Below are 20379 nucleotides of genomic sequence, written 5' to 3'. Positions count from 1 at the left end.
TTCGTCGTTCGCAATAGTTCCGGCAAACTGCCGGATGATGCGTAAGAAATTAGTTGAAGGGCCTATGAACACCGGCAAAATGAGCGGTATTCAAGCCCCCAGTTTCGGGGACTTGTTACGTCGGTTACGAGATGCTCGCGGCATTTCGCGCGAGAAACTCGCCATGGCCATGGGGGTCAGCGCGAGTTATGTGACGCGGCTGGAACGGGGCGGGCGCAATCGCCCGACCGCGGAGGTCGTGCAGGTGCTGATCCGGGAGTTGCACGCGATCGAGCCGGTCTCCGACGAGCACCGCCGCCACCTCTACGAGCTGGCCGAACTGCCCTTGCCGAACCTGCCTACGGTGGCCGAACTGCGCGCCGGGATCACCGGCGACATGCTGCGCCTGCTGCGGGCGGCCGAACCCAGTCCCGCCATGTATTTCGATTGCCGCTATAACGTGCTGGCGTACAACGACTCCTATGCCGCGGTGACGCCGGGCATCGGCGAGATCGGGAATGTGCTGCACTGGTATTTCGCCGCACCGGAAGCCAGAACGGCACTGCCGGAATGGGATTACGAGGCGGCCAATCTGGTGGCCGGATTCCGGGCCATGATCGCCATCACCGGTAATCCCGAGATTCACCGGGAACTCCTGGCGGAAATGTCGGTCTATCCCGAGTTCCGCGCGCACTGGGATACCGGAATGGTCTTCGAGCGCGCCGCCCGGCCGATGTATCTACGCGAATCCGGCACCGGGAAACCTTTTCCCGCCGAAGTGAATTCGTTCATTCACGAATCCGCCGCCCATCCGGGCTGGATCTGGTTCCTGATCTGCCGCCGCCTGCCGGAGGCCGGATCATGACCGAAGCCATCAGTCCCGCGCTCCCCCATCTGGGCTGGCTGCTGCGCAAACTCCGGGAGGACCGGAAGCTCTCGCGCGAACGGCTGGGCTTCGCCACCGGCATCAGTTCCAGCTACATCAATCACCTGGAGGCCGGGAACCGCTCGCGGCCCACGACGTCGGTGCTGACCGCGCTGGAACGCTATCTCGACACCCTGCGGCCACTGACCGAGGGCGAACGCCGGCAGCTGACCGAATTCTCCGGCGGCCACTTCCGGCCGGTGCCGACGCTGGCGCAATTGCGCGCCGAGGTGTCGGCGTCCGCGGGCCCCATGCTCGCCGATTTCGGCGACACCCTGGCCGCCTGCGTCGATATCGGCTGGAATGTACTGGCCTGCAACGACTCCTACGCGGCGGCCTTTCCCGGCGTCGTCGCGGACGGCAATATCCTGCGCTGGGTGTTCGGCAGCCCGGAGGCCCGCACCATCATGGTCGAATGGCCGGCCGAGGCGGAGCTGTCGGTGGCGCTGCTGCGCGGCCGCCTCACCCAGCACACCGATCTGCCGTCGTGCCGGGACCTGTTCGCCGAGCTCTCGCACAATCCCGACTTCCGGCGTTACTGGGCGGCGGGTGAGGTCCGCTTCCATCGCGATCGCGGCCCGATCGTGGTGCGCGACCCCGCGACGGGACGGCGGGACGCCATCCAGTTGCAGCTGTTCCGCTTCGCGGCGGGCGTGAACGCCGACCGGGTGCAGATGCACCTGGGCATCCGCACCGGCGGAAGCTAGGCCAGCCCTTCGATCTTGGCGGCCAGTTCCGCCCCGGTCAGCGGCTCGCGGGCGATGACCGCGATGGTGTCGTCGCCGGCGATGGTGCCCACGATCTCCGGCAGCGCCGCCCGGTCCAGCGCGCTGGCCAGGAAATGCGCCGCGCCGGGCGGAGTGCGCAACACGGCGATATTGCCGCTGGCGTCGGTCGAGACCAGCAGATCGCCGAGCAGTTTGGAGAGCCGTTCGGTACCGCCGGTGACCCCGCGCACCGGGCTGCCGTCCTCGGGCACCACGTACACGCCCGCGCCGCCGTCCGCGGCGCGCAGTTTCACCGCGCCCAGCTCGTCCAGGTCGCGGGACAGCGTGGCCTGGGTGGTCTCGATGCCCTCACCGGAGAGCAGCGCGGCCAGTTCGGTCTGGCTGCGCACCTCGTGCTGGGCGAGGATCGCGACGATGCGGGCCTGGCGACCGGCGCGGGTGCGGGCGATGGCCGCACCCGATCTGCCGGTCGCCGGGCGTCGTTCGCCGGTGCTCACGCGCGTCCGCCGTCGTACTTCTCCAGCAGCCAGACCAATAGCGCCTTCTGCGCGTGCAGGCGGTTCTCGGCCTCGTCCCAGACCGCGCTGTGCGGGCCGTCGATGACCTCGTCGGTGATCTCCTCGCCGCGATGCGCCGGAAGGCAGTGCAGCACGGTCACATCCGAGGCGGCGCGGGCGAGCAGGTCGGCGTTCACCTGGAAGGGCCGGAACGGGGCGACGCGATCGCGGCCGTCGTTCTCCTGGCCCATGGACATCCAGGTGTCGGTGACGAGCGCGTCCGCGCCGTCGGCGGCGGCCTGCGGGTCATCGGTGAAGGTGATGCTCGCCCCGGTCTCGGCGGCCCGCTTCTGCGCCAGGTCCACGATCCACGGGAACGGCTCGAAACCCTCGGGCGCGGCGATGGTCACGTGCAGCCCCGCGGTGACGCCGCCGAGCATGAGCGAGTGCGCCATATTGTTCGCGCCGTCGCCGAGGTAGGCGAGCTTGCGGCCGGTGAGGTCGCCCTTGCGCTCCTTCAGCGTCTGCAGATCGGCGAGGACCTGGCAGGGGTGGAATTCGTTGGAGAGCGCGTTCACCACGGGAACCGTTGCGGCTCCGGCCATCTCGTCGAGACGCACCTGTTCGAAGGTGCGCCACACGATGGCCTCGACATAGCGGGACAGCACCCGGCCGGTGTCGGCGAGGGTCTCCTCGCGGCCCAGCTGGGTGTCGCGGCCGTCCACGACCACCGCGTGCCCGCCCAGCTGCGCGATGCCCATCTCGAAGGAGAAGCGGGTGCGGGTCGAGTTCTTCTCGAACATGACCGCGACGCCGCGCGGACCCGCCAGGGGCTTGCGCGAGAGCGGCGCGGCCTTCAATTCCGCTGCGATGGCGAGGATTTCCGCCTGCTCGGCCGGGGTGACGTCGTCGTCACGCAGGAAATGCCGGATGGTCACTTGGTCTCCTTCGCCTTGGCTTGCGCCGCGTCGAGAATGCCGGGCAGGTCGGACAGGAAGTTGCCGGCCTGGGTTTCGGTGAGCACGAGCGGCGGAGCCAGTCGAATCACATTGGGCTTGGCGGGATTCAGAAGGTATCCGGCCTCGATCGCGGCGTCGTTCACCTGCGCCGAGACGTCCTCGGTGAGCTGGATGCCGATGAGCAGCCCCGCGCCCCGCACATGGTCGACGAGCGGGTGATGTAGCTCTTCGATGCCGTCCACCAGGATCTTGCCCACGGACTCGACGTGCGCGAGCAGACCCTCCTCGTCGATGGTGCGCAGCACCGCCAGAGCCGCTGCGGCACAGACGGGATTGCCGCCGAAGGTGGTGCCGTGCATGCCCGGCTGCAGCAGTTCGGCCGCGTCGCCCTGCGCGAGCACCGCGCCGATCGGCAGCCCGCCGCCCAGCCCCTTGGCCAGGGTGATGACATCGGGCACGATGCCCACCGCCTGGTGCGCGTAGAACGCCCCGGTGCGGCCGATGCCGGTCTGCACCTCGTCCAGGATCAGCAGCGCCCCATGCTCTTTCGTGATGGCCCGCGCCTGCGCCAGGTAATCGGCGGGCGGCACCACCACGCCGCTCTCCCCCATGATGGGTTCGAGGAACACCGCGGCGGTGTCGTCGTCCACGGCGGCGGCCAGCGCGGCGGCGTCACCGTAGGGCACGTGCACCACGCCGGCGGGCATGGGCGCGAACGGTTCCCGCTTGGACGGCTGACCGGTGAGCGCGAGCGCGCCCATGGTCCGGCCGTGGAACGCCTCCTCGCAGGCGACGATCTTGGTCTTGCCGGTGAGCCGCGCCATCTTGAACGCGGCCTCGTTGGCCTCGGTGCCGGAATTGCAGAAGAACGCCCGGCCGTGCCCGTCGCCGAAGTGCGCGAGCAGCCGCTCGGCCAGTTCGATGACCGGTTCGCTGGCATACAGATTCGAGACGTGCCCGAGCGTGCCGAGCTGCCCGGTGACCGCCTCCAGAATCGCCGGATGCGCGTGCCCGAGGCTGTTGACCGCGATACCGCCCAGGAAGTCCAGGTAGCGCTTGCCGTCGGCGTCGTAGACCACCGCGCCCTGCCCGCGCACCAGCGCGATCTTCGGGGTGCCGTAGTTGTTCATCAGCGCGGTCTGCCACCGCTGCTGGATGTCGGCTGTCGTCATGGCTTCTCCTGAGCTGGGGTGACCATCGTGCCGATGCCCTCCCCGGTGAACAGTTCCAGCAGGACCGAATGCGGCACCCGCCCGTCGATCACGTGCGCGGTCGGGACGCCGCCCTGCACGGCGCGCAGGCAGGCTTCCATCTTGGGCACCATGCCCGCATCCAGGCGGGGCAGCAAGTCGGCGAGTTCGGCGGTGTCGATGCGCGAGGTCAGCGACGACCGATCGGGCCAATTCGTGTACAGCCCTTCGACATCGGTGAGGACGACGAGCTTCTCCGCCCCGATGGCCTCGGCCAGTGCGGCCGCCGCGGTATCGGCATTGATGTTGTGCACCACGCCGTGCACGTCCGGCGCGATGGTGGACACGACCGGGATGCGCCCGGCGGCGATGAGGTCGTGCACCGCATCGGGATTCACCGAGGTGACATCGCCGACCAGGCCGATATCGGTGGCCGCGCCGTCCACCTGCACGGTACGGCGGGTGGCGGTGAACAGGTGCGCGTCCTCGCCGGAGATGCCGACCGCGTACGGGCCGTGGGCGTTGATCAGCCCGACCAGTTCGCGGCCGACCTGGCCGAAGAGCACCATGCGCACGACATCCATCACCTCGGGGGTGGTGACCCGGAAGCCGCCGCGGAATTCCCCTTGCAGGCCCAGCTTTTTCAGCATGGCGCTGATCTGCGGGCCGCCGCCGTGCACCACCACCGGGTGCACGCCGACGGTGCGCAGGAACGCCATATCGGCGGCGAACGCCTGCTTGAGTTCCTCGTCGACCATGGCATTGCCGCCGTACTTGACGACCACGATCTTGTCCCGGAACTTCTGCAGCCACGGCAGCGCGCCGGCTAGCACGTGCGCCTTGTCCAGGGCCGAGAGTTCTTCGTGCACAGTGCTCATGAGCTGTACGCCGAATTCTCTTCGACGTACCCGTGCGAGAGGTCGGTGGTGCGGATGGTGGCCGTGCCGTCGCCCAGGCCGAGGTCCACCAGCACCGCGATATCGGGCCCGGACAGGTCCACCTCGCGCGCGCCCGGCGCGCCCGCACCGTCGACGCACACCGGAGAACCGTTGAACGACACCGAGATCCGGTTCGGATCCAGTTCGATGGGCGCGATGCCGATGGCGGCCAGCACCCGGCCCCAGTTCGGATCGGAACCGAAGAACGCCGTCTTGACCAGGCTGTCGCGCGCCAGCGCCCGCGCGCCGATGAGCGCGTCGTCCTCGCTGACCGCACCCTGCACGGTGATGTGCACCCGCTTGGTGACGCCCTCGGCATCGGCCATGAGCTGCTCGGCCAGATCGTCGCAGACCGCCAGCACGGCCGCGTTCAGCTCGTCCTGCGACGGCGCGACGCCGGACGCGCCGTTGGCCAGCAGCAGCACGGTGTCGTTGGTGGAGCAGGAGCCGTCCACGTCCAGGCGGTCGAAGGTGTAGCGGGTCGCGTTGCGCAGCGCGGCGTCCAGCTGCTCCGGGGTGGCGACCACGTCGGTGGTCAGCACCACGAGCATGGTGGCCAGCGACGGCGCGAGCATGCCCGCGCCCTTGGCCATACCGCCCACGTTCCACTTGTCCCGGTGGTGGTACGCGACCTCTTTCGGCACCGTATCGGTGGTCATGATGGCCCGCGCCGCCTCCGCGCCGCCGGACAGGCCGCCGCCCATCTCGTGCACGATCTCGGTGACGGCCGGAATGAGCTTGTCCATCGGCAGCCGGTCGCCGATCAAACCCGTGGAGCAGACCGCGATCTCGCCCGCGCCGGTCTCGGTGCCCCAGTTGCTCAAGGCTTTCGCGAGTTCCTCGGCGGTGGCGTGGGTGTCCTGGAAACCGCCCGGGCCGGTACAGGCATTGGCCCCACCGGAATTCAGGATGACGGCGCGCAAACGGCCGGTCTTCAGCACCTGCTGCGACCACAGCACCGGCGCGGCCTTGACCTTGTTGCGGGTGAACACGCCCGCCGCCGCGTACTCCGGCCCCTCGCTGAAAACCAGTGCCAGGTCCGGCTTCCCGCTCACCTTGATGCCCGCCGCGATACCGGCGGCGCGGAAGCCCAGCGGCGCGGTCACGCCCTGGGTCCGGACCAGTTTGCCAGCGTTGCCTGTCGTCACGGTGCCACTCCTACGGTGGAAAGTCCTGCGGTCTCCTCGATGCCGAGGGCCAGGTTCATGGATTGCACCGCGGCGCCCGCGGTGCCCTTGGTCAGGTTGTCGATCGCGCCGATCACCACCAGCAGCCCGGCGTCGGCGTCCACGGTCACCTGGAGGGTGACGGCATTGGAGCCGAGTACCGAACCGGTCTGCGGCAGCACGCCTTCGGGCAGCAGGTGCACGAAAGGCTCGTCGGCGTAGGCCTTCTCGTAGACGGCGCGCGCGGTGGCGGCGTCCACGGTGGTCGGGGCGGTGCAGGTGGCCAGGATGCCGCGCGGCAGCGGGGCCAGCACGGGGGTGAAGGACACCGAAACGTCCAGGGCGGCATCGCCGCTCGCGGCCTTGAGGTTCTGCGCGATCTCCGGGGTGTGCCGGTGCGCGCCCGCGATGGAGTAGGCGCGCAGCGAGCCCATCACCTCCGAACCGAGCAGGCCCACATCGAGTTTGCGGCCCGCGCCGGAGGTGCCGCTGACGGCCACCACGTTCACGTTCGGCTCGATGATGCCGGCGGCCACGGCCGGGGCCAGCGCCAGGCTCGACACCGTCGGATAGCAGCCGGGGACCGCGATCCGGGTGGCGCCGCGCAGTTTGTCCCGGCCGCCGGGCAGTTCGGGCAATCCGTACGGCCAGCTGCCCGCGTGCTCCGACTTGTAGTACTTCTCCCAGGCCGCGGCATCGGTGAGCCGGAAATCCGCCCCGCAGTCGATGATGATGGTCTCTTCCGGCAACGCCTTGGCAATAGCGCCCGACTGCCCGTGCGGCAGCCCCAGGAACACCACATCGTGACCCGCGAGGATCTCCGGCGTGGTCGCTTCGAGTACCCGGTCGGCCAGCGGCAGCAGATGCGGTTGCAATTCCCCCAGGGTGGAACCGGCATTGGATCCCGCGGTCAACGCACCGATCTGAATACGCCCGCTTCGGTAATCTGGATGTCCGAGCAACAGGCGCAGGACTTCACCGCCCGCGTACCCGCTCGCACCAGCCACCGCGACCCGCAATGTGGGCCCAACCGAGGTATCCGCCATGTGATGATTATGCACGACTGTGCAAGCTCATTCACAGGTGGGTTCGAATCCGACAGCACCCCGTTCGCTCCGGCAGACTCGACAGGGCCATGTACGAAGACAACACCGAACCGATCCCGGCCATCCGCGACGCCCGCGACGCGAGCCGGAGTTCGGCAGCGCCCGCATCCGGCCGGTCACCGCGCGAACGTCCGGCAACCGGACGCCGGCGCGCCAGCCATCGCAAGGCCGACGCGCCCACCGGCGACAAGCCCGACCGGGCCTGGCTGCGCAACAGCGGACGCGGCGTCATGGCGCTCGCCGCGGTGGGTGTGCTCGGAATCACGGGCGTGACCTGGTGGGGCGAGACCGCCGCGGAATCGGGCTTCACCCGCACCAACATCATCCCGGAGGAAGACCGCTCCCTCGCCGGCGATATCAACCTGCTGATCATCGGCCTGGACACCCGCAAGGACCTGAACGGCAACGATCTGCCCAAGGACATTCTCGATCAGCTGCACGCCGGCGACGGCTCCGAAGGCGGCTACAACGCCAATTCGCTGATCCTCATGCATATTCCGAAGGACATGAAGAAGATCGTGGCCTTCTCCATCCCGCGCGACGACTACGTGGCGGTGACCGGCATCCCCGGCTACGACCACGCCAAGATCAAGGAAACCTACGGGCTGAAGAAGTACTACACCGAGGAGAAGCTCAAGGCGCAGGGCATGACCGACAAGGTGGAGCTGGAACGCCAGGGCCGCGAGGCCGGTCGCGATTCGGTGCGCGCCGCGGTCAAGACGCTCACCGGGGTGCCCATCAACAAATTCGCCGAGGTGTCCCTGGTCGGCTTCTACGATCTGGCCAAAGCGCTCGGCGGCGTGGACGTCTGCCTCAAGAACGCGGTCGACGACAGCTACTACTCCGGCGCGGTGTTCCCCGCCGGACCCCAGCATCTCGATGCCGCCAACGCGCTCTCCTTCGTGCGCCAGCGCCACGGCCTGCCCAACGGCGACCTCGATCGCACGCACCGCCAGCAGGCGTTCCTGACCTCGGTCGCCAAGTCGCTCAAGGATTCCGGGACCATCCTCAACGTCACCCGGATGAAGGAGCTGATGGAGGCCGCGCACCGCGACGTGGTGGTGTCCGACGACTGGGATCTGCTGAAGTTCCTCACCACGCTGGGCCGCGCCGACTCCCCCAGCATCGAATTCCGCACGCTGCCGGTGCTGCGCTACGACAACATCAACGGCCAGGACGTGAACATCATCGATCCGAAGGCCATCAAGAAGGAAGTACAGGCGGCTTTCGGCATCACGCCCTCGACCACCCCCACCACGCCGACCACGGTGCCGACCTCCACCCTGGACGTGGTCAATGCCACCGGCACCCCGGGCATGGCGGCACAGGTGTCGAAGTCGTTCGGCGCCAAGGGTTTCGCCACCGGGCAGGTCAGCAACGGCACCTATGCCGACGGCTCCTCGACCATCGTCTACTACGGCACGGGCGCGGAGACCGATGCCAAGCAGCTGTCGGACATGCTCGGCGGCGTCCCCGTCGCCTCGTCGCCGAATGTGGAGCTCGGACGGGTGAAACTGGTGCTGGGCACCGACTTCCAGCTGCCGGACTCGCTCGATCCGAGCGCGGCGGCCAGTACCGCGGCCACCCCGACCACCACCGTGTCCAAGACGCCCACCACCTCGACCTCGGATGTGCCGGACTCCGGGAAACCGGTCGTCACCGATCTGGGCGGCAGCATTCCCTGCGTGAACTGACCCCGCCGGTACGGCCCGGCGATTCGCTGGACGCTGTGTATGGTGAGTTCCGAGACGACGGCTCGGCGTGAGGAAAACAGGTGGCCGACAATACTTCCGGAAACGGACAGCTCACGCTGGCGGGGCGGTTCAACCACTACTCCACCAAATACCTGGGCACGGCCGCCCGGTTCTACGCGCGCCTGCACGCCCGCCTCTACGACCGCTTCGGCGGCACCCGATTCACCACGCTCTCCGGCAAACCGGTGTTCCGGCTGAACGTGACCGGGCGCAAATCCGGTGAACCGCGCCCGGTCATGCTCATGCTGGTCCGCGACGGCGAGGACCTGCTGGTGTGCGGGTCCAACGGCGGGCATCCGAACCTGCCCAACTGGTGGCGGAACCTGGTCACCACGCCGCGGCCCGAAGTGCAGGTGGGACCGGATCGCTGGGCCGTCGAGGTGCACGTGGTCGACGACGACGCGGAGTACGAGCGGCTCTGGAAGCTGCTCGTCGCCGGATATCAGGAGTTCGCCACCTATCGCGCGCTGAGCGAGCGGCGCTTCCCGATCGCGGTGCTGCGCAAGGCGAGCTGACGGGCGGCTCAGGGAATCGGCACCACCGAGTACATCCACCAGGGGCGGCGCGGCATCTCGTAGCGGAACAGCTGGATGTACATCGGCACCCAGTCACCGGTGTCCGGCGAGCGCATACTCGTGGGCTTGCGCGGAATATCGGCGGGCGCGATATCGGTGTGCCAGAAGCGATCCCAGTCCGGTGACTGCCCGCACGCCGCGACGATCTCGGCGGCGCGCTCGGGAGCGGTATTGCCGGCCGACATGTAGCGGAAGCTGTGCACCATGATGTGCGCGGTGTAGTCCCATTCGGAGATGGCTTCCCGCGACCGCGGATCGAAGAGCATCCATTCGATGACATTGCCGCCCACCACCAGGCCCGGGAACCAGCGCAGGTACGCCTCGTTGGCGGCGATCACGTCCAGCGCGGGCATGGTCTGGTAGCAGGCCGGATTCGGCAGACCGTGCAGGAAGGCGAGTTCGGCCGGCTCGGGCGCTTCGTGATAGTCGGCCAGCCCGGCCAGGCCCGGTTGCAGTACGGCGGCGGCGTGCTCGCGGTACTGGTGCGGCACGTCGAGAGCTTCGTAGAGCGCGGCCAGGGCGGTGGCGGTGGGCGTCCGGGTGCCCTGTTCGATCTTCTGGATCAGCGCCTCGGACACCCCGGCCCGGCGGCCCAGTTCGGCCCGGCTCAGCCCGGCGACCTCACGGCGCTCCCGCAGATAATTCGCGATCCCGGCGTGCGTATCGGCCACCGTTCTCCTGCCTCCCTCGAACCGATCCGCCATACCGTCGCATCCGGTATGCGCATGACGTATAGCAAACCATGTAGAACATTCGCGAACCGCTCAGGTGGGACAATTTGGGACACACTCCCGCCTTGACGTGCACCCCTCCGGATCGGGATGCTCTGTTTCGGTCGTGCGGATCGCATGGCCATCACCACGGATGCCCGCGAGGGGACGGCATGAACGCGGGCCTCGTCGATGCCGACGGTGGGTTCCGTCGTACGTGCTGAGCGGTATCCCACACGGGCCGACGCCGTGGCGAGTGAGCTCCTGACAGCCCACCGCCGCGGCGCAAGCTCAGGACTCCTGCGTCCAGACCGCCAATTCGCCGCCGGGCATGCACACCACCAGGAAGCGGCCGGGCGCGGTGACGGTCCAGGCTTCGAAGTAGCGATCCGGTTCCACCACCAGGCGATGCCCGGAATCCAGGTCGATGCGCAATTCCCCGTCGTCGTTCACCACCGCGGACACCACGGCCCCGGTGAGCGCGGCGACGAGTTCGTCGGTGTGCGGCTCACCGGGGATGCGGTGAATGGTCGGACCGGCCGGATTGTGCACCGCCAGTTCGCCTTCGATATGTAGCTCGTACGCGCCCGCCTCGAGGACGAGCAGGGGGCTGGACGACCGCACCGTCAGCGTTGCACCGGTGATCGGTATGTCCATGAGCAATCTCCCGTATCAGAGTGGGTGAGAGGTCCACTCTGCCGGAATACCCCCGGCCCGGCACGGCGAACAGCTCAGCTGAGCACCGCGAACAGCAGCGCGGCCACCGCGAAGCTGACCACCGACAGCACGGTTTCGAGCACCGTCCAGGTCTGCAGCGTCTGCTTCACCGTCAGGTTGAAGTACTTGCTGATGATCCAGAAACCGCCGTCGTTGACATGGCTCAGAATGATGGACCCGGCCGCGATGGCCATGGCGATCAAAGCGAGCGAGACCTGCGAGTAGTCGTGCCCGGCGACCAGCGGGGCCACGATGCCGCCCGTGGTGACGATGGCGACCGTGGCCGAACCCTGGGCGATGCGCAGGCCGCAGCTGATCAGATAGGCCAGCACGATCACCGGAAGCCCGGCGGCGGACATGGTTTCGGCCAGGGCGGTGCCGATTCCGGTGGCGGAGATCACCTTTCCGAAGAAGGCGCCCGCGCCGACCACCAGCAGCAGCATGCCGACCGGGCGCAGGGATTCGGCGGTGATGGCGCTGAGTTCCTGGACCGAGGAGCCGCGGCGCAGGCCGAGCACGTAGAAGGCGATCAGGACGGTGATGAGCAGGGCCACCGCCGGGGTGCCCAGGAAGGTCAGCACCTGCAGGGGTTTGGAATTGGCGATCAGCAGCTGGCTGCCGAAGGTCGCACCCAGGATGAGGATGAGCGGGACGGCGATGATGCCGCCGATCAGGGCGACCGAGGGCGGGCGCTTGGTCACGGTGGTGGTGGGGACGGCCGTGGCGATCGAGCCGGAGCCGCCCGCCGGGGAGCCGTTGTCACCCGGCTCGGTGTCGGCGCCCGGCGTCACGGCGGGCGCGTCGCCGTCGTCCTTGCGCACCAGGAATTCCTCGGGCACCTCCACGTGCACCCGCTTGCCGATCCAGCCGCCCCAGACGATGCCGGCCGCGATGAATCCCGGGATGCCGCAGACGAATCCCATGACGATGAGCCAGCCCAGGCTCACCCCGAGCAGTCCGCCCAGCGAGACCGGGCCCGGATGCGGCGGCAGGAAGGCGTGCGTCATGGACAGACCGGCCAGCATGGGCATGGCGTAGAGCACCAGCGAGCGCCCGCCGCGCTTGGCCGCCACGTACACCAGCGGCGCGAGCACGAAGATGCCGATATCGAAGAACACCGGGATGCCGAAGATGAGCCCGAGCAGGCCCATGGCGACCGGAGCGCCCTTCTCGCCGAACACCTTCAGCAGTTTCTCGGTGAGTACGTCCGCGCCGCCGGATCGCTCCAGGATCGCGCCGAGCACGGTGCCCAAGCCGATGATGACGGCGATATGGCCGAGGATGCCGCCGAAGCCCGTTTCCAGCAGGGACTCACCGGCTTTCAGCGGCGTGCCCACGATCTTGGCGACCGGCAAGCCCGCCGCGAGGGCGAGTCCGAGGCCGGTGAGCAGCAGGGCGATGAACGGTTCGAGTTTGAACCGGATGATGGCGATCAACAGCACGGCGATCGAGAGACCGCAGAGCAGCAGCAGTCCCGGCGTGGTGGTGCGCAGCCAGTCGACGGTGGCGCTCATGGTTTACCTTCCAGCGATGAAACGAAAGCCGCGGCGCGCGCGGCGATTTCCGGCCAGTCGCCCGCCGCGACGGAGGCGGGCGGGACGACATCGGTGCCGGCGGTGACCGCGACCGCGCCGTGGGCGAGGAATTCGGCCGCATTACCGGCATTGACCCCGCCGGAGGGGATCAAGCGCACGCCCGGGAACGGACCGCGCAAATCCTTCAGATAGCCGGGGCCGAGCGCCCGGGCCGGGAAGATCTTGACGGCGGCCGCGCCCAGGTCCAGGGCGCGCATCACCTCGGTGGGCGTGAAAGCGCCCATGACGACGGGAATGTCGTGCTGCGCCGCCACGGCGGCCACCGGTGCGGTGACGCCAGGGGTAACCAGGAACCGCGCCCCCGCGTCGATGGCGGCCTCGGCCTGCTCACGGCTCAGCACGGTCCCCGCACCGATCACCGCCCGCCCGGCCGCGGAAACCTTACGCAGGCAATCCAATACGCCCGGCGTGGTGAAAGTCAGCTCCACGGCCCGGATCCCGGCGCCGGCGAGGGCATCGGCCAGTGCCACGGGGTCGGGAATCTCCGGCGCGCGAACAACGGTCAGCGCCCGGTCCGCCAGGATGGCCTCCATTGCGGTGGTCAAGACAACTCCTTCCGCGTGGCGGCCACGCGTCTCGTTCGAGGTTCGCCGCACCGCGGACGGTGCCGGCGGGTGGGCGGTCAACTGATATGCCCGTTCGCCGCGTCCAGGCGCAGCGCGCGGCCGGCCCGGATCCCGGTGGGTTTGCCTGCGTCCAAAGCGAATTCGCCGTTGATCAAGACGTAGGGGATGCCGTCGGCCTGCTGCTTCGGGTTCTCGAAGGTGGCGGTGTCGGTGACGGTCGCGGGGTCGAACAGGACCAGGTCGGCGGCGTAGCCGGTGCGGATCAGGCCGCGGTCGCGCAGGCGGAGGCGTTCGGCGGGGCGGCCGGTGAGGTGGTGGACGCAGTCCTCGAGGGTGAGGATGCCGAGTTCGCGGGTGTAGTGGCCGAGGTAGCGGGGCATGGTGCCCCAGGCCCGGGGGTGGGGGCGGTCGCCGACCAGGAGGGCGTCGGTGCCGCCCATGTGGCGGGAGTGGCGCATGATGGCGCGCACGTTCTCCTCGTGGCCGACGTGCTGGAGGATGGTGGTGGCCAGCTGGTCTCGGGTGAGGATGTCGAAGAAGATCTCCACCGGGGGCAGGTCGCGTTCGGCGGCCAGTTCGGCGACGGTCTTGCCGACACAGCTGCTCAGTTCGGGGTTGGCGACACCGCTGATCTGGATGGTTTCCCATTCCACCGTCACGCCGTGGCAGCCGTCGGAGCCGTGCACGTTCACATCGGCGACGATCTTCAGCCGGGTATCTAGATCAGCGATGCGCGCCAGGGCAGCATCCGGTCCGCCGGACATCGCCCAGCTGGGCAGCAGCGCAGAGAGCGTGGTGGAGCCGGGCAGGTACGGGTAGGTGTCGAGGCTGATATCGCAGCCGTCGTCCAGGGCCGCATCGATCATGGCGAGCAGTTCCGGTGCGCGGCCGCGGTTCTCGCCGAAGTTCATGGTGGCGTGGGTCAGGTGCAGGGCGCAGCCGGTGCGGCGGGACAGTTCGATCATCTCGGCGTAGGCGTCCAGTGCGCCCTTGCCGTAGGAGCGGGTGTGCGGGGCATAAAAGCCGCCGAACTCCGCGACCACCTCGCACAGGGCCGCGAGTTCCGAAGTGTCGGCGTACATTCCGGGCGTGTAGGTGAGTCCGCTGGACATGCCGACCGCGCCTTCACGCAACGCCTGGGCCAGCAGCTCGCGCATCCTCGCGATCTCTTCCGGTGTGGCGTCGCGCTTTTCGCTGCCCACCACCATGAGCCGGAGCGTGCCCTGCGGGACCAGGTACGCCGCGTTCGGCGTGATCCCCGCGCCGTCCAGGCGGTCCAGGTATTCCGCGACGGTCCGCCAGGAGAAGTCGAGGTCGGCGGGATTGCCGTTCCACCCGGCGATCTGGCGGCGCACCACATCCAGGGTCGGCTCGTCGATCGGTGCGTAGGACAGCCCGTCCTGCCCGATGACCTCGGTGGTGATGCCCTGGCTCAGCTTCGGGAAATGTCCCGGATCGGTCAGCAGATGCAGATCCGAATGCGCGTGCATATCGATGAATCCCGGTGCCAGCACCAGGTTCTCGCCCTCGTCGAGCACCCGGTCGGCCCCGGCGACGGTGCCCGGTGCGGCGATCGCGGCGATCCGCCCGCCGTCCACCACCACATCCGCCCGGAACACCGCCCCGCCCGAACCGTCGACCACGTCGATATCGCGAATCAGTAACTCGGCCATGATGTTCCGCTCAGAAGAAGGTGTGCAGGAAATCGACCACGCGCGGCCGCTCGGCCCCCGCATCGTCGATCACCGGTATCAACCGCCACTTGTCGAACGCCGTACACGGATGCGACAACCCCAGCCGCACCACGCTCCCCACCGGCACATCCCCGTCCTCACCCCCGGGCAACCGCAGAAAAGCATGCTGATCGTTCAACGCCGAAACATGCGCCCCCGCAGGCAATTCCTTCGCCACCGGTCCCGCAACCAACTGCGGGACCGGCAGCCCCTCATCGAACGGAAGATCACGCTTACCCGCATCGAGAAGCGCCAATTCCGTCTCCGGCCGGGACACCGAACGCGCCCAGCCGTGCATCGCCGACCGCAGCGGATGTTCCGCCACCCCCTGCGCCAACGGCGAAATCCCCGAGTAGAACCCGTCATCGTGCACCAGATAGGCCCCGGACCGCAGCACGACCGCGGTCGGAACACCGTCCGCCCCAGTCTCATCCGCCAGCACACCCAGCTGCTCGACGACCAGGTCCGGATACGCGCTACCGCCCGCCGTCACAATCGCGGTGAAGTTGCCGTACCGTCCCGCCGCAGCGAGCTCGCGGTGCAGGATGGCCAGCTCGTCCAGGTATTGCCGGACGGCGGCGAGGCCCTCGGGGGTGCGGTCGTGGGCGAGTGCGCCCTCGTAACCGCCTACGCCCGCCAGGACCAGGCGCGGCGACTCGTGAACGGCGTCGGCGATCTCGTGGGCGGCGGCTAGCCCGCGGGCCCCGGTACGGCCGTGCGGGCCACCGAGTTCCACCAGTACGGACAGGCGGACACCCTCCGGTGCGGATTCGAGGTGGCGTTCCATTTCGCGGACCGAGGCGACGCTGTCCACCCAGCTGTAGAGCTCGAAGGTGGGGTCGGCGGCGAGTTCGGCTGCGGCCCAGCGGATTCCGGTGGGGTCGAGGAGGGCGTTGGCGAGCATGATGCGGTTCAGGCCGAAGGAGCGGCCGACCTGGGCTTGCCAGCCGGTGGCGAGGGTGATGCCCCAGGAGCCGGCGTCCAGCTGTTCGTGCCAGAGCTGGGGGGACATGGTGGTTTTGCCGTGGGGGGCCAGCTTCATGCCGGCGGCGTCGGCCCAGTCCGCCATGACGGCGCGATTGTTGTCCAGGGCCGCGCGGTCGATGGTCAGCACGGGGGTTTGCAGTTCGTCGAGATGGGGTGCGGTGGCCAGGTATTCGCGCACGGTCAGGCCCCAGGCGGCCGGGGGCAGCGATTTGTGCTGCGGGCCGAGCACGGTGTCGGCGAAGACCGAGAGATCACCGGGGGCGGGGGCGACGGCATTGTCGGCGGCCACGACGCTCCTTCCAATCAGAGCAAACCTGCATTGCATAATTTGCAACGCTTGTTGCACATCGTGTTTCTCGTGGTTAGTCTGCACGTAATGTCCGAAACCCGCAAGCATTCGAAGGAGATCGGTGTGATCCAGCCGACCGCGCAGGCCGTCACCGTGGGCGAGGGGCTCGCGGTGTTGATCGCGCGTCCCGGGCCCCTGGAGGACTCGCCGGTGTTCGAGCGCGGGGCGGCGGGAGCCGAGGCGAATGTGGCGGGGGTGCTGACCCAATTGGGGGTGCCCACGGCGTGGGTGTCGCGGGTGGGTGACGACGGGTTCGGGCGATACCTGGTGCGACAGCTCGCGGAACGGGGCGTGGACACCTCCGCGGTGACCGTCGATCCGGCGCGGCCGACCGCCGTCTACGTGAAGGAACGCGGCAGCGGATCCGGACGGCCGCACGATCTGGCCGCCGGCGCGAGCCGAATGCTGTACTACCGCACCGGTTCCGCCGCCAGCGCCCTCTCCCCCGCCGATCTCGAAGCGGCGCACGCATTGATCAGCGGGGCGAGGCTGGTGCACTTCACCGGTATCACCACCGCGTTGTCGCCGAGCGCCACCGCGCTCACCGAAGCGCTGCTGGCGCATCCGCGCGACGGGCGGCTGATCAGCTTCGACCTGAATTACCGTCCGGCACTGTGGGATCGGCGCACGGCGGTGGCCGCCGAGATCCTGGCCGACCATATCCGCGGCAGCGACGTGGTCTTCCTGGGCGCGGACGAGGCCCTCGCCGTCTTCGGCCTGGAGGACGCCGACCAGCTGCGCGCGGCCTTCCCCGAACCCCGGCATCTCATCGTCAAGAACGACAAGCATTCGGTCACCGGATTCCTCGGCGCCGAACGCCTGGAGGTCCCCGCGCTCACCCTCGAGGTCACCGAAAGAATCGGCGCGGGAGACGCTTTCGCGGGCGGCTACCTGGCTGCCCTATTGCAGAACCGCCCGCACGAACAACTGCTGCGCTTCGGCCACCTGTGCGCCGCCGCCGCCCTCACCGGCACCGGCGACGTCGCCGAACTGCCGCCCCTGGCCCTGCTGGAATCCCTGGCCGCTGTCACCGCCGCGGAATGGGCGGGCATGCATTACCGCACCTTCGCGGCCGTACCCGAGAATGTCCCCTCATGAGCCAGAGTCTCCAGCGCGCCCTCACCCTCCTCGTGCAGCTCGGCGAGGAGCCGAAATCCCTGGACCAGCTGGCGGTTACGCTCGGCGTGCACAAATCCACCGTGCTGCGCCTGCTGCAGACCATGGAGGCCGAACGCTTCGTCACCCACGACAGCGAACACCGCTACCGGCTCGGCACCCGGCTCTTCGAACTCGCCAATCACTCCCTCGAGGGCCGCGACGTGCGCACCATCGCGCGCCCGCATCTGGCCGCGCTGAACCACGACACCGGGCAGACCGTGCACCTGGCCACCTACGAATCCGGTGAAGCCGTGTACATCGACAAGCTCGACGCCACCCACAGCGTGCGCATGTACTCCCGCATCGGCCGCCCCGCCGCCCTGCACTGCACGGCCGTCGGCAAGATACTGGTGGCCGGGCTACCCCGCGAGCAGTGGGCGGGCATCGCCCAGCGGCTCGACTATCGCAAATTCACCGAACGCACCATCCGCGATCCCCAGCAGTACCTCGCGGAGCTGGAACTCGTTGCGTCCCAAGGCTTCGCCGAGGACCACGAGGAGCACGAGAGCTTCATCAACTGCGTGGCCGTCCCGATTCGCAATGGCACCGGCGCGGTCGTCGCCGCGCTGTCCATGTCGGTGCCGGACATGCTGCTCGATCACGACCAGGTCCTCGGCCTGCTGCCCCGCGTGCGGGCGACGGGCGAGGCCGTATCCACCGAGCTCGGCTGGAGCCCGAGCCCCGAGAAAGGCAACGCATGACCGAGAAGATCGCCATCCGCACCGAGAACGCACCCGCGCCCGCCCACACCTTCTCCCAAGGCGTGCGCAAGGGGCCGTTCGTGCAGGTATCCGGGCAGGGGCCGGTGGATCCGGCGACCAGCGAATACCTGTTCCCGGGCGATGTCGCGGCGCAGACGATCCGGACCCTCGAAAACGTGAAGGCGATCGTCGAGGCGGGCGGGGCGAGCTTCGACGACGTGGTGATGCTGCGGGTGTATCTCACCAAGCGTGAGGACTTCCCGATCATGAACGAGGCGTACGGGAAGTTCGTGACCGAGCACACCACGCCGGGCGGCGTATTGCCCAGCCGCACCACGGTTTTCACCGGGCTGCCGCGCGAGGAGATGCTGGTGGAGATCGACGGCATCGCCATCGTCGAGAGCTGATTCCTTGAAAGCAACTGGGCCGCACTCCTTTTCAGGAGCGCGGCCCAGTGTCGTATCGAACTACTTCCCGGCGATGGCCGCGAGCACCGGCTCCGACAGGTAGAACGGCTCCAGCCGCTCCCGGACCAGCTTGGCCAGCACGCCGTTCCGCTTGGCGGCCTCCACCACGGCCGGGCCGTAGCGCAGGATCTCGTTCGAGATGGCCTCGCCCGACAGCCCCAGCTCCGGCAGCATGGCCGCGAGGGTGTGATCGCCGTACTTCTCGAAGAACACCTCCACGCCCTGATCCACCAGCACGCCGAAGTACTCCTTCTCGCGCGTGGTCAGCGCGATCCGGTAGATGATCAGCGCCAGATCCTTCAGGTCCTGCTGCGAGAGGTATTCGCGCAGACCCGCGACCGGCTCCCCGGCGTGCAGATCCCAGAACTCCATGGCCGCATCGTGCACGGGCGCGTCCTGCAGCATGTCGCGGATGGCGTTGTTGGTCCGCTTGAGCGCGAATTGCGCTCCCTTACCGGCCATTTCGCCGATGAAGGTGCCACCCGCCTTCTCCGCGGCCTTGCGCGCCGACTTGGCGGCATTGGTGCCCATGGAGACCAGCGAACCCACGCCCGGGATCTTGGAGGCCATCTGCTTGTTGGCTTCCATCAGATCGTCGACCAGCTTGTCCACGAACTTGGCGGCCACGGTGGCGATGAGCGGGCTCTCGGTGAGGCGCTCGAGAATGCGCTCCTGCGCCTGGTGCATGCCGAAGATCTTCTCCAGCAGTTGTTCGACCGGCTCGCGCTCGACCACGTCGCCGAGGGTGTAGTCCTTGTTGGAGGCGATCTCGTCGTACAGCGCCGGCGCCAGCGCGCCGACCATCTCGCCCAGCACCGGCGAGCCGCCGATCAGGTCGATGATGGTCGCGACGGTGGCCTTGGCCTGGTCGATCTCGACCACGTCGCGGAAGATGATGGTGTCGGCGACGCCGATGACGGCGTCGGTGTCCCGCGCGATCACCTCGGCGAAGCGCTCACCGGTCACTTCCGACAAGATCCAATCGACCTGCAGGTCGAGCAGCCGTTCGGCGATTTCCCGTGGCTCGGTCACAGTTTCCACCCATCCGATATGACGGAGCCCCGGATCTCAGCCTTTGTCGTTGCGATGCACCGACTTCCGAATCTGTTCCAGGCGCTCCCGCGCGGCTTTCTCCCGCGCGTCCCACTGTTCCTCCACGCTGCGACCCACCGGCGTCTGCGAATCCAGTTCGCTCATCCCCTGCGCGGTGCCGTAGCGCTGCTCGACCTTATCGCGAACTGACTCGAAAGTAGGGACACCGTTGTTCGCATACCCCGCGGCCCCCGGCCCAACCGGGATACCCGCGGGCGGTACCAGCTCGGCATCGACCACCGGACCCGTCCCGACCTGCTGGAACGTATCGGTCAGCAGCGCGCGTGACGACTCGGCGGGCGCGGGCGTGGCAGGCATCACATTATCGATATGCGGCGCATGACCCACGGTCACTGCCACCGACAGCGCCACCTCGTGCAGGGCCGCCAGCCCGGCCCGCCCATCCGTCGCCGCCCCGACCACCGCGGCCAGCTCGGCATCCGACAACTTCCCCAGTTCCGCAGCAAGTCCCTCGGCATGGCTCATG

At 68.4% G+C, this 20379-nt stretch carries 21 protein-coding genes; 7 read left to right on the top strand and 14 right to left on the bottom strand.

Annotated elements, in window-relative coordinates:
* Positions 1–34: 34 nt before the first annotated feature.
* Entirely contained in the window at positions 35–844 is an 810-nt protein-coding gene (locus NY1_RS28420) for a helix-turn-helix domain-containing protein (RefSeq protein WP_084535468.1), read from the top strand.
* On the top strand, positions 841–1611 hold the full coding sequence (locus NY1_RS28415) for an MmyB family transcriptional regulator (RefSeq protein WP_084535466.1): 771 nt from the start codon (positions 841–843) through the stop codon (positions 1609–1611). The genes NY1_RS28420 and NY1_RS28415 overlap by 4 nt, the downstream gene beginning before the upstream one ends.
* Here the strand turns inward: NY1_RS28415 and NY1_RS28410 are convergent.
* From NY1_RS28410 to argC, 6 genes are read right to left on the bottom strand one after another with little or no spacing between them, the layout of a single operon-like run.
* Positions 1608–2129, bottom strand: coding sequence for an arginine repressor (locus NY1_RS28410; RefSeq protein WP_067719865.1), 522 nt, complete (start codon positions 2127–2129; stop codon positions 1608–1610). The genes NY1_RS28415 and NY1_RS28410 overlap by 4 nt on opposite strands.
* A complete protein-coding gene (gene argF, locus NY1_RS28405; RefSeq protein WP_067719862.1) occupies positions 2126–3067 on the bottom strand; it encodes an ornithine carbamoyltransferase in 942 nt (313 codons plus the stop codon). The genes NY1_RS28410 and argF overlap by 4 nt, the downstream gene beginning before the upstream one ends.
* Complete coding sequence (locus NY1_RS28400) at positions 3064–4260, bottom strand: acetylornithine transaminase (RefSeq protein WP_067719859.1); 1197 nt, start codon at positions 4258–4260, stop codon at positions 3064–3066. The genes argF and NY1_RS28400 overlap by 4 nt, the downstream gene beginning before the upstream one ends.
* A complete protein-coding gene (gene argB, locus NY1_RS28395; protein WP_067719856.1) occupies positions 4257–5156 on the bottom strand; it encodes an acetylglutamate kinase in 900 nt (299 codons plus the stop codon). The genes NY1_RS28400 and argB overlap by 4 nt, the downstream gene beginning before the upstream one ends.
* Positions 5153–6364 carry a bifunctional glutamate N-acetyltransferase/amino-acid acetyltransferase ArgJ gene (gene argJ, locus NY1_RS28390; protein ID WP_067719853.1) on the bottom strand — a complete coding sequence of 404 codons (1212 nt, stop codon included), beginning with the start codon at positions 6362–6364 and terminating at the stop codon, positions 5153–5155. The genes argB and argJ overlap by 4 nt, the downstream gene beginning before the upstream one ends.
* Positions 6361–7428, bottom strand: coding sequence for an N-acetyl-gamma-glutamyl-phosphate reductase (gene argC, locus NY1_RS28385; RefSeq protein WP_067719847.1), 1068 nt, complete (start codon positions 7426–7428; stop codon positions 6361–6363). The genes argJ and argC overlap by 4 nt, the downstream gene beginning before the upstream one ends.
* A gap of 290 nt (positions 7429–7718) precedes the next feature.
* On the opposite strand from argC, the gene NY1_RS28380 reads away from it, so the two are divergent.
* Together NY1_RS28380 and NY1_RS28375 are read left to right on the top strand one after the other, a co-directional pair.
* Positions 7719–9182, top strand: coding sequence for an LCP family protein (locus NY1_RS28380; protein ID WP_067720079.1), 1464 nt, complete (start codon positions 7719–7721; stop codon positions 9180–9182).
* A gap of 80 nt (positions 9183–9262) precedes the next feature.
* Positions 9263–9757, top strand: a complete 495-nt coding sequence (locus NY1_RS28375; protein ID WP_067719845.1) for a nitroreductase/quinone reductase family protein — start codon at positions 9263–9265, stop codon at positions 9755–9757.
* An 8-nt stretch (positions 9758–9765) separates the two neighbouring features.
* Here the strand turns inward: NY1_RS28375 and NY1_RS28370 are convergent, their stop codons facing one another.
* The 6 genes from NY1_RS28370 to NY1_RS28345 form a co-directional block, all read right to left on the bottom strand.
* Positions 9766–10488 carry a helix-turn-helix domain-containing protein gene (locus NY1_RS28370; protein WP_067719841.1) on the bottom strand — a complete coding sequence of 241 codons (723 nt, stop codon included), beginning with the start codon at positions 10486–10488 and terminating at the stop codon, positions 9766–9768.
* Positions 10489–10818: 330 nt separating this feature from the next.
* Positions 10819–11184, bottom strand: a complete 366-nt coding sequence (locus tag NY1_RS28365) for a DUF6188 family protein (protein ID WP_067719839.1) — start codon at positions 11182–11184, stop codon at positions 10819–10821.
* Positions 11185–11258: 74 nt separating this feature from the next.
* Positions 11259–12758, bottom strand: coding sequence for a GntP family permease (locus tag NY1_RS28360; RefSeq protein WP_067719837.1), 1500 nt, complete (start codon positions 12756–12758; stop codon positions 11259–11261).
* Complete coding sequence (locus tag NY1_RS28355) at positions 12755–13372, bottom strand: bifunctional 4-hydroxy-2-oxoglutarate aldolase/2-dehydro-3-deoxy-phosphogluconate aldolase (RefSeq protein WP_067719835.1); 618 nt, start codon at positions 13370–13372, stop codon at positions 12755–12757. The genes NY1_RS28360 and NY1_RS28355 overlap by 4 nt, the downstream gene beginning before the upstream one ends.
* Positions 13373–13461: 89 nt before the next feature.
* On the bottom strand, positions 13462–15078 hold the full coding sequence (locus NY1_RS28350; protein ID WP_067719834.1) for an N-acyl-D-amino-acid deacylase family protein: 1617 nt from the start codon (positions 15076–15078) through the stop codon (positions 13462–13464).
* 10 nt (positions 15079–15088) lie between these two features.
* Positions 15089–16414, bottom strand: coding sequence for a type III PLP-dependent enzyme domain-containing protein (locus tag NY1_RS28345; protein ID WP_233434524.1), 1326 nt, complete (start codon positions 16412–16414; stop codon positions 15089–15091).
* 87 nt (positions 16415–16501) lie between these two features.
* Between NY1_RS28345 and NY1_RS28340 the strand changes: the two genes are divergently transcribed.
* The 3 genes from NY1_RS28340 to NY1_RS28330 are packed head-to-tail and all read left to right on the top strand — an operon-like array spanning position 16502 to position 18740.
* Positions 16502–17572: a sugar kinase gene (locus tag NY1_RS28340; RefSeq protein ID WP_084535458.1), complete on the top strand. Its 1071-nt coding sequence runs from the start codon at positions 16502–16504 to the stop codon at positions 17570–17572.
* The gene (locus tag NY1_RS28335; protein ID WP_067719833.1) at positions 17569–18333 is read left to right on the top strand and encodes an IclR family transcriptional regulator; all 765 of its coding nucleotides are present in this window, start codon (positions 17569–17571) and stop codon (positions 18331–18333) included. The genes NY1_RS28340 and NY1_RS28335 overlap by 4 nt, the downstream gene beginning before the upstream one ends.
* A complete protein-coding gene (locus tag NY1_RS28330; protein ID WP_067719832.1) occupies positions 18330–18740 on the top strand; it encodes a RidA family protein in 411 nt (136 codons plus the stop codon). Before NY1_RS28335 ends, NY1_RS28330 begins: the two co-directional genes overlap by 4 nt.
* A gap of 60 nt (positions 18741–18800) precedes the next feature.
* Here NY1_RS28330 and NY1_RS28325 read toward each other — a convergent pair whose 3' ends face one another.
* Positions 18801–19832 (bottom strand): hypothetical protein, encoded by a 1032-nt coding sequence (locus NY1_RS28325; RefSeq protein ID WP_067719831.1) that lies wholly within the window; start codon positions 19830–19832, stop codon positions 18801–18803.
* A 36-nt stretch (positions 19833–19868) separates the two neighbouring features.
* A complete protein-coding gene (locus NY1_RS42210) occupies positions 19869–20378 on the bottom strand; it encodes a PspA/IM30 family protein (RefSeq protein ID WP_084535456.1) in 510 nt (169 codons plus the stop codon).
* Between the last annotated feature and the right edge of the window lies 1 nt (position 20379).

The organism is Nocardia yamanashiensis NBRC 100130 (assembly GCF_001613325.1).
Lineage (GTDB): Bacteria > Actinomycetota > Actinomycetes > Mycobacteriales > Mycobacteriaceae > Nocardia > Nocardia yamanashiensis.
The sequence above is the reverse complement of the archived record's forward strand: the minus strand, read 5'-3'. Positions and strand labels throughout refer to the sequence as shown.

Bases quoted from the DNA above. Each gene is read 5' to 3' on its own strand.
- NY1_RS28350 (WP_067719834.1), bottom strand. From the start codon at position 15,078: ATGGCCGAGTTACTGATTCGCGATATCGACGTGGTCGACGGTTCGGGC.
- NY1_RS28420 (WP_084535468.1), top strand. From the start codon at position 35: ATGATGCGTAAGAAATTAGTTGAAGGGCCTATGAACACCGGCAAAATG.
- NY1_RS28380 (WP_067720079.1), top strand. From the start codon at position 7,719: ATGGCGCTCGCCGCGGTGGGTGTGCTCGGAATCACGGGCGTGACCTGG.
- NY1_RS28360 (WP_067719837.1), bottom strand. From the start codon at position 12,758: ATGAGCGCCACCGTCGACTGGCTGCGCACCACCACGCCGGGACTGCTG.
- NY1_RS28400 (WP_067719859.1), bottom strand. From the start codon at position 4,260: ATGACGACAGCCGACATCCAGCAGCGGTGGCAGACCGCGCTGATGAAC.
- NY1_RS28330 (WP_067719832.1), top strand. From the start codon at position 18,330: ATGACCGAGAAGATCGCCATCCGCACCGAGAACGCACCCGCGCCCGCC.
- NY1_RS28335 (WP_067719833.1), top strand. From the start codon at position 17,569: ATGAGCCAGAGTCTCCAGCGCGCCCTCACCCTCCTCGTGCAGCTCGGC.
- NY1_RS42210 (WP_084535456.1), bottom strand. From the start codon at position 20,378: ATGAGCCATGCCGAGGGACTTGCTGCGGAACTGGGGAAGTTGTCGGAT.
- NY1_RS28365 (WP_067719839.1), bottom strand. From the start codon at position 11,184: ATGGACATACCGATCACCGGTGCAACGCTGACGGTGCGGTCGTCCAGC.
- argB (WP_067719856.1), bottom strand. From the start codon at position 5,156: ATGAGCACTGTGCACGAAGAACTCTCGGCCCTGGACAAGGCGCACGTG.
- argC (WP_067719847.1), bottom strand. From the start codon at position 7,428: ATGGCGGATACCTCGGTTGGGCCCACATTGCGGGTCGCGGTGGCTGGT.
- NY1_RS28355 (WP_067719835.1), bottom strand. From the start codon at position 13,372: ATGGAGGCCATCCTGGCGGACCGGGCGCTGACCGTTGTTCGCGCGCCG.
- NY1_RS28415 (WP_084535466.1), top strand. From the start codon at position 841: ATGACCGAAGCCATCAGTCCCGCGCTCCCCCATCTGGGCTGGCTGCTG.
- NY1_RS28340 (WP_084535458.1), top strand. From the start codon at position 16,502: ATGTCCGAAACCCGCAAGCATTCGAAGGAGATCGGTGTGATCCAGCCG.